The organism is Neotabrizicola shimadae (genome assembly GCF_019623905.1).
GTDB lineage: Bacteria > Pseudomonadota > Alphaproteobacteria > Rhodobacterales > Rhodobacteraceae > Neotabrizicola > Neotabrizicola shimadae.
Map to the genome: position 1 here is coordinate 2,936,122 of NZ_CP069370.1, position 14,190 is coordinate 2,950,311.

The window sequence follows — 14,190 nt, forward strand, 5'->3', positions numbered from 1 at the left end:
GCATATGTGGAGAACATCATGACACGGCTCGCCCTTCTCGCCCTCGCCTTCGCGCTTGGCACTGGCGCGGCCACTGCCCAGCAAGGCAATCCGGGGGCCAATTTCATCACCCAATGGGATGCCGACGAGGATGGCATCGTCAGTCTCGAAGAAGTCCAGACCCGCCGCGGCGACCTGTTCACCACCTTCGACGCCGATGAAGACGGCCAGCTTTCCGCCGAGGAATTCGTCGTGATCGACGAAAGTCGCACAGCCAACCAGGCCGCGATGCAAGAGCAGGCCGGGGGTGGTCAGGGCCGCGGCCTGATGGATCAGGAACCCGACCGTGCCCTGATCGACACCAATGCCGACGGTCTCGTCAGCCGCGACGAATTTCTTGCCGCCACCGCGCTGTTCATGTCCATGCGTGACCGCAACGGCGACAACCAGATCACCGCGGAAGACTTCGGCCGCGGCGGCTGAGGAAAGGCACGCGGCCGATCTCCCGCTCCCGCCCTCCCCCTTGAGGAGAGGGTCGGGGAGGGGGACACCGTATGCAAAGCAATGTCCGCGAGCCACTAGCGCGCCAGGCTGTCCCCTTGTGCCCCTTCGTCGCCCCGCAACGGCGGGGCGATGTTGCGGATGCCGTGCTCCAGGCTCAGGGCGTCGAAGGCGGCGCTTTCAGTGGCTCCAAGAGTCATGCCACTGGCAAAGAAATCCTCAATCCGCGCCGCCGGCTGAAACACCAGAATCATCTGCGTTGGCACGGCCAGAACGCGAAAAGCATGGGGCACGCCGCGCGGGCCGAACACGCTGTCGCCCGGCCCGGCGCGAAAGATCCGCTCACCCACGCGGAACAGAACTTCGCCCTCCAGCACTAGGAACCATTCGTCCTGTGCCTCATGTACATGCACCGGCGGCCCGCCCGGCATGTCACGCAGCGTGTCGATAACCGCCAGCGCACCGTCGGTGTCAACCGCCGAAACCTTGACGTCAAACCTTCCGTTCAGGAACCGAAGCGGGGTGCCGAACCTGTCCTCGCCTGCCGCTATCCATCCAGGGTGCGTCATCCCAAGACCTCCCCTTGCCGCAGGTCCAATGCTGCGCGCACCTCGGCCCGGCTGTCAATCGCAAGTCCCCCCAACCCACGCATCGCCCCTCCTCTCCCTCGTGGGGAGGGGCGGGGGGGGGGGTAACCCGCACAGTCACCTTCCGCAGGATGGGCAAGCCCGCCCATCCTGCCGTCACCCCTGGCCCCAGCCCGCGCTCTGCATCTCGCGAAGCCGGCTCGCCGTGCGTTCGAACTCGAAGGTTCCCTCGCCCTCGATGTACAGCCGTTCCGGCACGTCGGCGGCCGAACAGATCAGCCGCACCTTCGCCTCGTACAGCGCGTCGATCAGGGTGACGAAGCGTTTGGCTTCGTTGTAGTTCGAGGCCGACAACTGCGGGATATCCTCCAGGATCAGCACCCGGCAGGCCCCGGCGATGGCCAGAAAATCCGCAGGCCCCAGAGGATGCGCGCACAGATCCCAGAAACTCGCCCGCCCCACGCCATTGGCGAAACGCGGCAATTCCACCTCGCGGCCGTTCACCGGCAGCTTCAGCACCGCCCCCGGCGCCGCGCCCGTCAAGTCTGACCAGATCGCGTCGATGCGCGCGCGCGACCCGCGCGCGGGGTGGAAATAGACCTGCGCCCCTTCCAGCCTGTGCTGGCGGTAATCGGTCGGGCTTTCCAGTTCCACCACCTCCAGCTTCTCGCGGATCATGGCGATGAAGGGCAGGAACAGCGCCCGGTTCAGACCGTCCTTGTACAGATCCTCCGGCACCCGGTTCGACGTGGTGACAATCACGATGCCCGCCGCGAACAGCTTCTCGAACAGCCGCCCGACAATCATCGCATCGGTGATGTCGGTGATCTGCATCTCGTCAAAGGCTAGAAGCCGCACCTCGCGGATCACCTTGTCGGCTACCGGCGCCAGCGCATCCTCTACCCCGGCCTTGCGCGCTTCGTGCATCCCCTTGTGGATTTCCTGCATGAAGGCATGGAAATGCACCCGCCGCTTCGGGGCGTGCTCTACGCTCTCGGTGAACAGGTCCATCAGCATCGACTTGCCGCGCCCGACCCCGCCCCACAGGTAAAGCCCCTTGGGCGGCGTCGGGTGCCGCACGAACAGCCCGCCCAGCAGGCTGCGCCGCCGCACGGCCTGGGTGTCCAGCCAGTCTCGCAGAGTCTCCAGATGCTCCAGCACAGCGTGCTGCGCGGGATCGGGCCGCAGAACGCCCGCCGCCACCCGGTCTTCGTAGATCTGAGCCAGCGTCTTTCGCATACACTCGCATACAATGGCATGCGGATTCGGAAAAGCCCTGCCGGATCGCAGGCCGTGCCGGACGCGGACCTTGGACAGAAGTTAAGTCCAAGTTAAAACGGCCCGGCAAGCCATTGATTTCATTTCACCCAGGCAAGCGTCCGAGCTCGGACGCCCCCTCTTTAGCCCGCCGCCTGCCAGTCCAGCACCGCCTGCAGCGGCCACAGAAGCATCAGCACGTTCAGGGCCAGCCCGTCACGGATCAGCGCCGTGGTCAGCACCTCGAACCCCACGACCACCGCCACCGAAACCCAGACCGGCGCCACCCTGGCCAGCAGGAACCCCAGGATCATCGCCAGGGTATCGAAGACCGAGTTGATGACCGAGTCCCCATAGTAATCCAGCGAGATGGTGACCTCCCGGTACCGGTTGATCACCCAGTCCGTATTCTCCAGCAGCTCCCATGCGGCCTCGATCACCACCGCCATCACCAGCCGCCACCGCCAGTCCACCCGCCGCGCCACCAGCCAGAGCCCGGCATAGAACAGGATCCCGTGGATGATGTGGCTGGGCGTGTACCAGTCGGTCAGATGCTGGCTGTTCTCCGAGGAATAGGTCACCCCATGCCACAGCTTCACATAGCCGCAGGTGCAGATCAGGGGATGGCCCCATGACCACAGGATCACGCCCTGCGACAGGATTAGCGCGGCGACGAGGGCGTAGGGAAGGCGGCGGTCTGTCATGGCCCCCTTGAATCACGCCGCCCACTCGCCGTCAAAGAAAACTCAGCGCCTCCGCCGCACCACCCGCCGCTGCGCCGGGACCCGGCGCGCGGGCTTGCCCCTCCGCGCCGGCTTGCCACCCGGCAACCCGCGGTCCTCGATCTCCAGCAGCTCCAGCACCAGCCCGCCGGTCACCGGCACCGCCTCGGTCAGCCGCACCGTGACCCGCTGGCCCACGCCAAGGGTCAACCCGGTCTGCGACCCCATCAGGGTCTGGCTGTCGGGGTCATAGTGGAAGAACTCCCGCCCGACCTCGCGGATCGGCACCAGCCCGTCCGCACCGGTCTCGTCCAGTTTCACGAACAGCCCGAACCGCTGCACCCCCGAGATGCGCCCCGTGAAGGTGGCCCCCACCCGGTCGCTCAGATAGGCCGCCAGGTAGCGGTCCGTCGTGTCGCGCTCGGCCGCCATCGACCGCCGCTCGGCATCCGAGATCAGCTTGGCCGTCTCGCTGAGCTCCTCGATGTCGAAGGCGGACAGCCCGTCCTTGCCCCAGCCATGCGCCGAAATCAGCGCCCGGTGGACGATCAGGTCAGAGTAGCGCCGGATGGGAGAGGTGAAATGGGCGTAGTTCCGCAGCGCCAGCCCGAAGTGCCCAAGGTTCTCGGGCGCATAATAGGCCTGCGGCATGGACCGCAGGGTCGAAATGTTCAGGAGCTCGTCGAAATCCGAACCTTCCGCCTGCGCCAGAAGGCGGTTGAGATGCGCCGTCTTCAGCACCTGGCCCTTCGCCAGAGTGAAGCCCGACGCCTCGGCCACCTCGCGCAGGGCATCCAGCTTTTCGGGCGAGGGTTCTTCGTGAACACGGAACAGCAGGGGCCGCTTCAGACGGATCAGTTCCTCGGCGGCGGCGACATTCGCCAGCACCATGAACTCCTCGATCAGCTTGTGCGCCTCAAGCCGCTCCTTGAAGGCGACCGACAGGACCTTGCCCTCGTCGGACAGCACGATCCGCCGCTCCGGCAGGTCCAGGTCAAGGGGCTCCCGCCGTTTGCGCGCAGCGGCTAGCGCCTCGTAGGCGCCGTAGAGCGGCTTCAGGATGTCCTGAACAAGCGGTGCGGTGGCAGCATCCGGTCGCCCCTCCACCGCCGCCTGTACCTGGGCATATTCCAGCGAGGCAACCGACCGCATCAGCCCGCGCGTGAAGCGGTGGCTGATCTTGTTGCCCTGCGCGTCGACGCGCATTCGCACGGCGAGGCAGGCACGGTCCACGCCCTCGTGCAGCGAACAAAGGTCGCCTGACAGCGTGTCGGGCAACATCGGCACCACCCGGTCGGGGAAATAGGTGGAATTGCCGCGCTTGCGCGCCTCACGGTCCAGCGCCGAGCCGGGGGTGACGTAATGCGCCACATCTGCGATGGCGACCCAGACCACCCAGCCACCGGGGTTGGTCTCGTCATCGGCATGGGCGTGAACGGCATCGTCGCGGTCGCGCGCGTCGGCGGGGTCTATGGTGACCAACGGCACGCCGCGCAGATCCTCGCGTTCGCCCAAAGTCACGGGACGGGCGGCATCGGCCTCTGCCACGGCAGCATCGGGAAAGCGGTCGGGGATGCCGTGTTGGTGGATGGCAATCAGGCTGACCGCCTTGGGCGAGCCCGGGTCCCCCAGTCGCGAGACGATGCGCGCCTGCGGAAGGCCAAGACGTTTTGGCCCGACCTGCTCGGCCTCGACCAGTTCGCCGTCCTTAGCGCCGCCCGTGCCATCCGCCGGCACGCGCCATTCCTTGTCGGCGCCCTTGTCGATGGGAACGATGCGCCCGCCCTCGGCGCCCTTGCGGAAGATGCCCAACACCTTGAGCGGATTGGAGCCCAGACGGCGGATCAGCCGAGCGGCATAGTCGCAGTCTTCTTCCTCGACCTTCGTCAGCCGGGCAAGGATGCGGTCGCCTTCGCCAAGCGCGGGGTCACCCTTTTGCTGCACGATCTGTATGCGCGGTGGTGGGGCGTCCTCTGTCCATTCCATCGGTTCGGCGAAGATGTCGCCCTGATCGTCGGGCGCCAGCACCTTCAGCAGGGTCACCGGCGGCAAGGTTCCGGCGCCACGATAGGTGTGGCGCTTGCGCTCCAATGCGCCATCGTCTTCCAGTTCGCGCAGCATCCGCTTCAGCTCGACACGGGCGGCGCTGCCCTTGATGCCGAAGGCGCGCGCGAGATCGCGCTTGGCGGAAAGCGTGGGGTTCTCGCGGATCCAGTCGAGGATCTGCTCTTTGGTGGGAAGTCTGTCCATGTCCTTGGGCCTAACACCCCAAGCCGGCGGCGTCACGCCGATCCTGCATCGAGACTGGACGAAAGGCTCCGGGCAAGCGCAGAGTTCGCGTGCCTTTTCCGGAGACCGCTCATGCGACGCGCCCTGATCCTGGTCCTGTTGCTACCCGCTTGCGTTCCTGTGACTTTGCCCGAGGCCGAAGAGCAGTGCGCCCGGTCTGCCGCGTCCGGGGGTGGGGGCGGTTCGGTTGCAGTTGGAGCCTCGACCGGAAACGCAGCCATCGGCATCGGAGGAGGCGCGGTCGGCATCGGCGTCGGCGCCGGCGGCTGGAACAGCGCAGGCGCGGGCATAGGCATGACGTTCGGCGGTCCGACCTGGCCGCGGCTGGACACGGAAACGGTCTATGTGAACTGCGTGCGCGACCGCACCGGACAGAATCCGACGGTGAACATGGCTACTGCGCTGCAAAGGGCTCCTTAGATGGCGGCCTCGGTCAGCCCAACACCTGCCACAAAAGCCGCGCCGCCATCGCGGAAGACGTGACGACCAGGAGCGGCTTGATCAGCCGGGCGCCGCGGTTCATTGCCATGCGGGCACCGAGTGCCGCGCCCGCAGTCTGCGCCAGTGCCATGAGGAGCCCGGTCTTGATGAGGATCGCACCAGCGAAGGCAAACACCGCAAGGCTGCCGAGGTTGGAGGCGAAGTTCAGCGCCTTTGTGTGGGCGGTGGCCTTGGTGACGCCGTAACCGGCCAGCATTACGAAACCCAGCATGAAGAAGCTGCCGGTTCCGGGACCGAACAGGCCATCGTACAGGGCGATGGGCGGGACGATGAGGGCGGTAAAGGTGGCAGGTCTCAGGCGCTGGACCCGGTCTGCATCGGTGAGGCCGGGCTTGAAGGCGAAGAAAAGCGCGACGGCCACCAGGATGACCGGCATGGCGATCCTGAGACCTTCGACCGGCACAAGATGGGCCAGGACTGCCCCGGCGGCGCCGAAGACCAAGGCAACGGCAATGCCGGGGCCTTGCGACGACAGGTCCACCAGACCCGCGCGGGCGTAGGCCAGCGTGGCGGTGCCCGAGCCGAAGGTACCCTGCAGCTTGTTGGTGGCGAGGGCTGTCACCGGGTCCACCCCGGCCAGAAGCAGGGCGGGGACGGTAATCAGACCGCCGCCGCCCGCAATGGCATCCACGAAACCGGCAATGAAGGCCGCCAGCACAAGGAGGGCGACCAGGTACGGCGCGAGTTCAAGCATGTCAGAGGTCGAACCGCTTGCTGACCCGGCCCACAACACGGCCGTCATCAAGCGCCCAGTCAGGATCGGTCGCGTAGATGATGAAGCCGCGGCGCGCGTAATAGCCAAGCCCCGGCACGTTATCGGCCCGGATGGTGGCGTTGATTGTCGCAATGCCTGCGGCTCGGGCCGCTGCCGCCGTGGCCGCGAAGAGCGCCGCCCCCGCGCCGCTGCGCTGACGGGCGGGCGTGACAAATGTGCCGATGTCGGCCCAACCCGCCGGCAGGCCTGGCCAGCGACCGAGTGCCTGGAAGCCGAGGAGCGTACCGTCGTCATCCAGCGCAACATGGCAGTAGACGGCTTCGGGCGCCGTGATGTAGTCCTCGCGCACCTCGTCTTCGTGGCGCGGCCGCTGGTAGGCGGTGGTGCCACCGATGGCGATGATCTCGTTCTGCAGTGCCGTCATCGCGGGGGCATCGGCGGGGGTGGCGGGGCGGATGATCATGCGGCGAACTCGTCGCGGGAATAGCCCTGCAGGTAGAGTAGAGCCGTCAGGTCGCCGTGGTTCACCCGCAACTGGCATTCGGCTGCGACCACCGGTTTGGCATGAAGTGCCACCCCGGCACCGGCGCGCTTGAGCATGGCAAGGTCGTTCGCTCCGTCGCCCACGGCAATGGCGTCTTCGGGCGTGATCCCCAGGCGCGCGGTGACCTCTTCCAACGCTTGCAGCTTGGCGGCCTTTCCAAGGATCGGCAGCGCCACTTCGCCGGTCAACTTGCTCTCGTGCGCCAGAAGCGTGTTGGCGCGGCTCTCGTCGAAGCCGAGCTTGCCAGCGATGGCGTCGGTAAAGGCGGTGAACCCGCCCGAGACAAGGAGCGTGTAGGCGCCGTTGGCCTTCATGGTGGCCAGAAGCTCTGGCCCGCCGGGCATAAGCGTGATGCGATCCTTCAGAACGCGCTGTATCGTGGCGGTGGGCAGGCCGCGGAGAAGCGCCACCCGTTCCTTCAGTGCGGCTTCGAAATCAAGCTCGCCGTTCATGGCCCGCGCGGTGATGCCGGCGACATGAGGACCCACACCGGCCTCGTCCGCCAGTTCGTCGATGCATTCCTGCCGGATCATCGTCGAATCCATGTCGGCGATCAGCAGGTGCTTCTTCCGCCCTTCGGCCCGCTGCACGGCCAGGTCCAGGCCCATAGCCTGAAGGTCGGCCCAGACCGACCACAGGTTCGCAGGCGTCTCGGCCAGGTCGAATTCCGCTGCCACGCCGGGGTCCAGCCAACGCGCATGACCGCCGCCCCAGGCGTTGCGCAGCGATTCCACGGTGACGCGATCAAGGCGCGGGCGGGCGGGGTCTGTCAGGATCGTGGCGACGAACATGGGCAGGACAAGTTTCCGATAGTGAACGGAGTGGGTCGCAATTGCGGGCGCGGGTGCCGCTTTACGACGATTTTCCGGCTTGCGCCAGTGAAGGCGGCCCCGTATCTCCGGCGGCGGGACACCCCTCCCCAACGGGGGGCGATTATCTGGAAGGATACCATGGCTGACCTGACCGCCCCGGCTGCGCGCCCGGCTAATCCGCGCTTTTCCTCTGGCCCCTGCGCCAAGATTCCCGGCTATTCCCTGGACATGCTTGCCGACGCCCCCCTGGGCCGGTCGCATCGTGCCGCTGTCGGCAAGTCGAAGCTGGCCGAGGCCATCGACTTGACGCGCGAGATTCTGGGCGTGCCGGCCGACTATCGCATCGGCATCGTGCCAGGGTCGGACACGGGCGCTGTGGAGATGGCGATGTGGTCGCTTCTGGGCGCACGTCCGGTGGAAATGCTGGCATGGGAAAGCTTTGGCGAAGGTTGGGTCACCGATGCGGTGAAGCAGCTGAAGCTGGATGCTGTGGTGAAGAAGGCCGACTACGGCCGGATCGTTGACCTGGCCACAGTGGATTTCGACAAGGATGTCGTGTTCACCTGGAACGGCACAACCTCGGGTGTTCGCGTTCCGAATGGCGATGCGATCCCTGCTGATCGCGCAGGCCTGACGATCTGCGACGCAACCTCGGCCGCTTTTGCGATGGACTTGCCCTGGGACAAGCTGGATGTGGTAACCTTCTCCTGGCAGAAGGTGCTGGGTGGCGAGGGCGCGCACGGCATGCTGATCCTGTCGCCCCGCGCGGTGGAACGGCTTGAGACCTATACCCCTGCCTGGCCGCTGCCCAAGATTTTCCGGCTGACGAGCAAGAGCAAGCTGATCGAAGGGATCTTCGTCGGCGAGACAATCAACACACCGTCGATGCTGGCTGTGGAGGATTACCTCGTCAGCCTGAAATGGGCGAAGTCGGTGGGCGGGCTGAAGGGCCTGGTCGCCCGGGCCGAGGCCAATGCGAAAGTGGTCTGGGACTTCTGCTCCGCGAACCCGTGGATCGCCAACCTGGCGGAAGATCCGGCTACGGCCTCGACCACTTCGGTTTGCCTGAAATTCACCGATCCCCGCATCACCGATGGCGCAGCCTTTGCCAAAGCCATTGCCAAACGGCTGGAGAAGGCGGGCGTAGCACTGGACGTGGGCGCCTACCGCGATGCACCGCCCGGCCTGCGCATCTGGTGCGGCTCGACGGTCGAAACCGCCGATGTCGCCGCGCTGATGCCGTGGCTGGCCTATGCCTTCGAGGCCGAGATCGCGGAACTCGCCAAGGCGGCGTGACCCTCAGCGGTGCGTGCAAGCACGCACCCTACCTCATACTCCCCCGTAGGGTGCGCGCTTGCGCGCACTAATCTCAAAGGACCAATCATGGCTCCCAAGGTTCTCGTCTCCGACGAACTCTCTGAAACCGCCGTCCAGATCTTCCGCGACCGGGGGATCGAGGTGGACTACATGCCGAAACTCGGCAAGGACAAGGAAAAGCTGGCCGAGATCATCGGCCAATATGACGGCCTTGCCATCCGTTCGGCCACCAAGGTCACCGAAAAGCTGCTGGCAAGTGCCGACAAGCTGAAGGTCGTGGGCCGCGCCGGCATCGGCGTGGACAACGTGGACATTCCGGCGGCGTCGAAGCGCGGCGTCATCGTGATGAACACGCCGTTCGGCAACTCGATCACCACCGCCGAACATGCCATCGCCATGATGTTCGCGGTGGCGCGGCAGATCCCGGAGGCCAATGCCTCGACCCACGCCGGTAAGTGGGAGAAGTCCAAGTTCATGGGCGTCGAGCTGTTCAACAAGACGCTTGGCGTGATCGGTGCGGGCAACATCGGCGGCATCGTCTGCGACCGCGCGGTCGGGCTGAAGATGAAGGTCATCGCCTATGATCCCTTCCTGTCGGACGAGCGCGCAAAGCAACTGGGCGTCACCAAGGTGGAACTGGACGATCTGTTGCAGAGGGCCGATTTCATCACACTGCACGTGCCGCTGACCGACAAAACCCGCAACATCCTGTCCCGCGAGGCACTGGCCAAGACGAAGAAGGGCGTGCGCATCATCAACTGCGCCCGTGGTGGCCTGATCGACGAAGCTGCACTGGTAGAGGCGCTCAACTCTGGCCATGTCGCCGGCGCGGCGCTGGATGTGTTCGAGTTGGAGCCGGCGACCGAGAACCCGTTGTTCAACCTGCCCAACGTCGTCTGCACGCCGCACCTTGGCGCCTCGACCACGGAAGCGCAGGAGAACGTTGCGCTCCAGGTGGCCGAGCAGATGTCGGACTACCTTCTGTCCGGCGCGGTGCAGAACGCGTTGAACATGCCGAACGTGACCGCCGAGGAAGCCGCTGTGATGGGGCCGTGGATCAAGCTGGCCGGCCATCTGGGCGCCTTCATCGGCCAGATGACGGACGAGCCGATCCGCGCTATCAACATCCTTTATGACGGCAAGGTCGCCGAGATGAATCTGCCGGCGCTGAACCAGGCCGTGATCGCCGGGGTAATGAAGGCCTCGAACCCCGACGTGAACCTGGTTTCTGCCCCCGTGGTGGCGAAGGAGCGCGGCATCCTCATTTCGACCACCCGGCAGGAAAAGACCGGCGTGTTCGATGCTTACGTGAAGGTCACCATGGTGACGGACAAACGCGAGCGGTCGATTGCCGGAACCTGTTTCTCGGATGGCAAGCCGCGCTTCATCCAGATCAAGGGCATCAACATCGATGCCGAGATCGGCCAGCACATGCTGTACACGACGAACGAGGACGTTCCGGGCATCATCGGTCTTCTGGGCATGACCATGGGCAAGAACGGCGTGAACATCGCCAACTTTACCCTTGGTCGTTCCGGCGTGGGGCAGGATGCCATCGCCATCCTCTATCTCGACCAGGCCATCGACCCCAAGGTGATCGACACGCTGGAGTCGACCGGCATGTTCAGCCAGGTGAAGGCGCTGGAATTCGACGTGGCCTGAGGCCGCCCGACTTCATTCCCAACGGCTCCGGCTGGGTCAAGCCGGGGCCGTCTTCTCTTGCGCGCCCGGATTCGCGGATTGCGCAAAGCGGGTTCCGGACTGGCCATTGCTGCAATGCGGCGCTACGGTGCCGCCGCGCGAACGGAGGTCTCATGCCTATCTATGCCATCGGCGACGTCCACGGCCATCTTGGCCTTCTGAAGGCCGCCCATGACCGGATCACCGCAGACATGGATCGGCACGGAACCGGCACGATTGTCCACCTAGGTGATCTTGTCGACCGCGGCCCGGACAGTCGCGGCGTTGTGGAATTCCTGCGCAGGGGAATCCACGATGGGCGCGACTGGGTGGTGCTGAAGGGCAATCACGACCGCATGTTCACCCGTTTCATGGCCGACCCCTGGGACCACGACCCCGGCCTGCGCCGTGAATACTCCTGGCTCCATCCCCGCCTTGGCGGCGCCACAACGCTTGCGTCCTACGGCATTGCCAATGCATCGGACCGGCCCGTTCTGAAGGTGCATGTCGAGGCCGTGGAAAAGGTCGCGAAGGACGACCTTGTGTTCCTGACCAATTGCCCCACCTGGCACAGGCAGGGCGAGATCCTCTTTGTCCATGCCGGGATACGCCCCGGTATTCCGATCGAAGAGCAGACAGAGGATGATCTCGTCTGGATACGGTCCCCCTTCCTTGAGGACAGCCGCGACTACGGCCCGCTGATCGTGCACGGACACACCGCCATCGACGCCCCCACGCACTATGGCAATCGCGTCAACATCGATTCCAGCGCCGCCTATGGTGGGCCCCTGACGGCCATCGCAATTGAGGGGCGTGACGTGTTCGTCCTATCGGATACCGGCCGCATTCCGTTGCGGCCCTGACGATCATACGGGGGTGGACGACGCCTGGCGGCGGGAAGCGAAAAGCGCCGCCGCTCCCGTGGCGGCCGCAAGCACGAGAACCAGCAGGAAGAACCCGCGCGGCCCGAAGAACGGCATCAAGGCCGACAGGATCGGCGGGGCGCAGATGCCGCCGACGAGGCCAGCGGCGATGATGGTGGGGGCCGTGCGCGGATCGTCCCCGATGCGTTTCGAAGCAGCCACGTAGAAACCGGGAAAGAATAGTGCGGCACAGGCACCGAGCCCGACGAAGCCGACCGCAGGGCTGACCACGAACGCAACGGCCGCGAAGATGGCGGCACAGCACATCGCCCCGGTGTAGAGCCGAAATGGCTCGATCAGATGGGCGGTGAAGATCAGGGCCACTCGTGCACCCAGAAAGGCGACGAAGAAGGCCGACAAGAGTTCGGCTGCGTGTGCCTGCGGAATTCCAGACGCAATCAAGGCCATTGGGCCAAGTCCACCGAGGCTGGCCTCCAGCCCGATGCCGAAGACGGCAAACAGAAGATAGGCAAGAGGCGGGCGGAACGGGCCGCGCGTACCGGGGGCTGCCGCGGCGCCTGCCTTGGAAGTACCCGCGAACAGCCAGATCCCCAAGGCTGCGACAGCGCTGGCCCCAAAGGCGAGCCGTGGGTCCTGGTCAAGTGCAACGAAGATCAGCGGCGCTGCAATCGCGCCAATGCCAAAGGTGGCATTCAGAAGGGACAGCATCGCGGTGCCGTGCTGTCCGAAAGCTGCCAGAACGCGTGGGTTGAACACCACTGTCGCCATGCCGTAGCCCGCACCAAAGACCGCGGCGCCCGCCAGCGTCAGCATCCAGCCTGGCTCGACCGCCATGAGACCGCTTCCGGCGGCCATCAATGTCAGGGCGTGGCGCGGACCAATGCCCTGACCGCGCAGGTACATGAACCCCACCGACGCGGCGCAGCCGATCCAGAAGGCAGAGACCAGCAGACCCGACTGGGCTCTGGTCAGCGAGAAGCTTTCGGCAAACACCGGCAGCGCCGATCCGAGCAAGGACTGGGAGGCGCCCATCAGCACGAAGGTCGCGGCCCCGGCGATCAGCAATCCGAGGTTGGCGCGGAGAAGATGTTTCATGGATATGTCCTTCGGCTGGCGCCCCGGTTTCATCCGGGGCCGCGGCACTGTCAACGCCCGCCCTGCGACGCAGCGTCAGCCGCAAATGCGGCATGGGGCCGTGCTAGGAGTCGAGCATCAACGTGGAGGAAGACATGGGCGACGACATCCTGATCCTGGGCGCGGCGCGGACAGCCATTGGCGGCTTCGGCGGCTCTCTGGCCTCGGTGCCGCCAACGACGCTGGGCGCCCATGTTGCACGGGCCGCGCTTCAGCGGGCAGATATCGACCCCGCCCGCGTTGGCCATGTGGTCTTTGGCCATGTGATAAACACCGAACCGCGCGACATGTACCTCAGCCGGGTGGCCGCGATGGAAGCCGGGATCCCGGAAACTGCCCCTTCAATGAACGTGAACCGACTCTGCGGGTCGGGGGTGCAGGCGGTCGTCTCGGCGGTGCAAAGCCTGATGCTGGGCGATGCAGACGTGGCTTTGGCGGGTGGGGCCGAAGTGATGAGCCGCTCGCCCCACGTCCTGCCAGCGGCACGGTGGGGCCAGAAGATGGGCGACGCGCGGGCGCTGGACATGATGACCGGCGCGCTGACTTGCCCGTTCGGCACCGGGCATATGGGGGTGACAGCCGAGAACGTCGCCGCAGCCCATGGCATCAGCCGCGCAGAGCAGGATGCCTTCGCGTTGAAAAGCCAGCGCCGGGCGGCAGAGGCCATTGCAGCCGGCCGCTTTGCGGACCAGATCGCGCCGATCGAGGTTGCCGGGCGCAAGGGGGCCGTGGTCTTTGCGCAGGACGAGCACCCGAAGCACACGACAATCGAGGGCCTTGCCGCGCTGAAACCGGCGTTCCAGAAGGACGGCACGGTCACCGCCGGAAATGCCAGTGGGATCAACGATGGGGCGGCGGCGATCATACTGGCGCGGTCTCGCGCCGTTCCAGAAGCAAAGGCGCTTGGCCGGGTGGTGGGCTATGCCCATGCCGGGGTGGACCCCAAGGTCATGGGTCTTGGCCCGATTCCTGCGGTACGCGCGCTTTGCGCACGGCTGGGCATGAGGCCGCAAGACTTTGACGTCGTTGAATCGAATGAGGCTTTTGCCGCACAGGCGCTTGCGGTCAGCCGGGCGCTGGACCTCGACCCGGACCGTGTGAACCCGAACGGCGGCGCCATCGCGCTTGGTCATCCGGTAGGGGCGACCGGCGCGATCCTCGTGGTGAAGGCGCTTTACGAACTGGCCCGGACCGGAGGCCGAACCGCGTTGGTCACCATGTGCATTGGCGGCGGCCAGGGCATAGCGCTTGCGCTGGAGCGGGCCTAG

Annotated in this window: 14 protein-coding genes; 6 read left to right on the forward strand and 8 right to left on the reverse strand. The window is 65.7% G+C overall.

What is annotated here, in order from left to right:
* Nucleotides 1–18: 18 nt before the first annotated feature.
* Nucleotides 19–462 (forward strand): EF-hand domain-containing protein, encoded by a 444-nt coding sequence (locus JO391_RS14350; protein ID WP_259444708.1) that lies wholly within the window; start codon nucleotides 19–21, stop codon nucleotides 460–462.
* 95 nt (nucleotides 463–557) lie between these two features.
* Here the strand turns inward: JO391_RS14350 and JO391_RS14355 are convergent, their stop codons facing one another.
* From JO391_RS14355 to rnr, 4 genes are all read right to left on the reverse strand, one after another.
* Nucleotides 558–1,049, reverse strand: a complete 492-nt coding sequence (locus tag JO391_RS14355) for a cupin domain-containing protein (protein WP_220661136.1) — start codon at nucleotides 1,047–1,049, stop codon at nucleotides 558–560.
* Nucleotides 1,050–1,223: 174 nt separating this feature from the next.
* Complete coding sequence (zapE, locus tag JO391_RS14360) at nucleotides 1,224–2,306, reverse strand: cell division protein ZapE (protein WP_220661137.1); 1,083 nt, start codon at nucleotides 2,304–2,306, stop codon at nucleotides 1,224–1,226.
* A 161-nt stretch (nucleotides 2,307–2,467) separates the two neighbouring features.
* The gene (locus tag JO391_RS14365) at nucleotides 2,468–3,028 is read right to left on the reverse strand and encodes a DUF2585 family protein (RefSeq protein ID WP_220661138.1); all 561 of its coding nucleotides are present in this window, start codon (nucleotides 3,026–3,028) and stop codon (nucleotides 2,468–2,470) included.
* Nucleotides 3,029–3,070: 42 nt separating this feature from the next.
* Nucleotides 3,071–5,296 carry a ribonuclease R gene (rnr, locus tag JO391_RS14370; RefSeq protein WP_220661139.1) on the reverse strand — a complete coding sequence of 742 codons (2,226 nt, stop codon included), beginning with the start codon at nucleotides 5,294–5,296 and terminating at the stop codon, nucleotides 3,071–3,073.
* A gap of 111 nt (nucleotides 5,297–5,407) precedes the next feature.
* On the opposite strand from rnr, the gene JO391_RS14375 reads away from it, so the two are divergent.
* Nucleotides 5,408–5,755: a hypothetical protein gene (locus tag JO391_RS14375; RefSeq protein WP_220661140.1), complete on the forward strand. Its 348-nt coding sequence runs from the start codon at nucleotides 5,408–5,410 to the stop codon at nucleotides 5,753–5,755.
* Between the two features lie 13 nt (nucleotides 5,756–5,768).
* On the opposite strand, the gene JO391_RS14380 is transcribed toward JO391_RS14375, so the two are convergent.
* The 3 genes from JO391_RS14380 to serB are packed head-to-tail and all read right to left on the reverse strand — an operon-like array spanning nucleotide 5,769 to nucleotide 7,886.
* Nucleotides 5,769–6,530: a TSUP family transporter gene (locus JO391_RS14380; protein ID WP_220661141.1), complete on the reverse strand. Its 762-nt coding sequence runs from the start codon at nucleotides 6,528–6,530 to the stop codon at nucleotides 5,769–5,771.
* 1 nt (nucleotide 6,531) lies between these two features.
* Nucleotides 6,532–7,014, reverse strand: coding sequence for a GNAT family N-acetyltransferase (locus JO391_RS14385; RefSeq protein ID WP_220661142.1), 483 nt, complete (start codon nucleotides 7,012–7,014; stop codon nucleotides 6,532–6,534).
* The gene (serB, locus tag JO391_RS14390; RefSeq protein WP_220661143.1) at nucleotides 7,011–7,886 is read right to left on the reverse strand and encodes a phosphoserine phosphatase SerB; all 876 of its coding nucleotides are present in this window, start codon (nucleotides 7,884–7,886) and stop codon (nucleotides 7,011–7,013) included. Before serB ends, JO391_RS14385 begins: the two co-directional genes overlap by 4 nt.
* Nucleotides 7,887–8,045: 159 nt before the next feature.
* On the opposite strand from serB, the gene JO391_RS14395 reads away from it, so the two are divergent.
* The 3 genes from JO391_RS14395 (at nucleotide 8,046) to JO391_RS14405 (ending at nucleotide 11,767) form a co-directional block, all read left to right on the forward strand.
* Nucleotides 8,046–9,203 carry a phosphoserine transaminase gene (locus JO391_RS14395; protein WP_220661144.1) on the forward strand — a complete coding sequence of 386 codons (1,158 nt, stop codon included), beginning with the start codon at nucleotides 8,046–8,048 and terminating at the stop codon, nucleotides 9,201–9,203.
* 87 nt (nucleotides 9,204–9,290) lie between these two features.
* Nucleotides 9,291–10,886 (forward strand): phosphoglycerate dehydrogenase, encoded by a 1,596-nt coding sequence (gene serA / locus JO391_RS14400; RefSeq protein WP_220661145.1) that lies wholly within the window; start codon nucleotides 9,291–9,293, stop codon nucleotides 10,884–10,886.
* 152 nt (nucleotides 10,887–11,038) lie between these two features.
* Entirely contained in the window at nucleotides 11,039–11,767 is a 729-nt protein-coding gene (locus JO391_RS14405) for a metallophosphoesterase (protein ID WP_220661146.1), read from the forward strand.
* Between the two features lie 3 nt (nucleotides 11,768–11,770).
* On the opposite strand, the gene JO391_RS14410 is transcribed toward JO391_RS14405, so the two are convergent.
* The gene (locus tag JO391_RS14410; RefSeq protein WP_220661147.1) at nucleotides 11,771–12,883 is read right to left on the reverse strand and encodes an MFS transporter; all 1,113 of its coding nucleotides are present in this window, start codon (nucleotides 12,881–12,883) and stop codon (nucleotides 11,771–11,773) included.
* Nucleotides 12,884–13,017: 134 nt separating this feature from the next.
* Between JO391_RS14410 and bktB the strand changes: the two genes are divergently transcribed.
* The gene (gene bktB / locus JO391_RS14415; RefSeq protein WP_220661148.1) at nucleotides 13,018–14,190 is read left to right on the forward strand and encodes a beta-ketothiolase BktB; all 1,173 of its coding nucleotides are present in this window, start codon (nucleotides 13,018–13,020) and stop codon (nucleotides 14,188–14,190) included.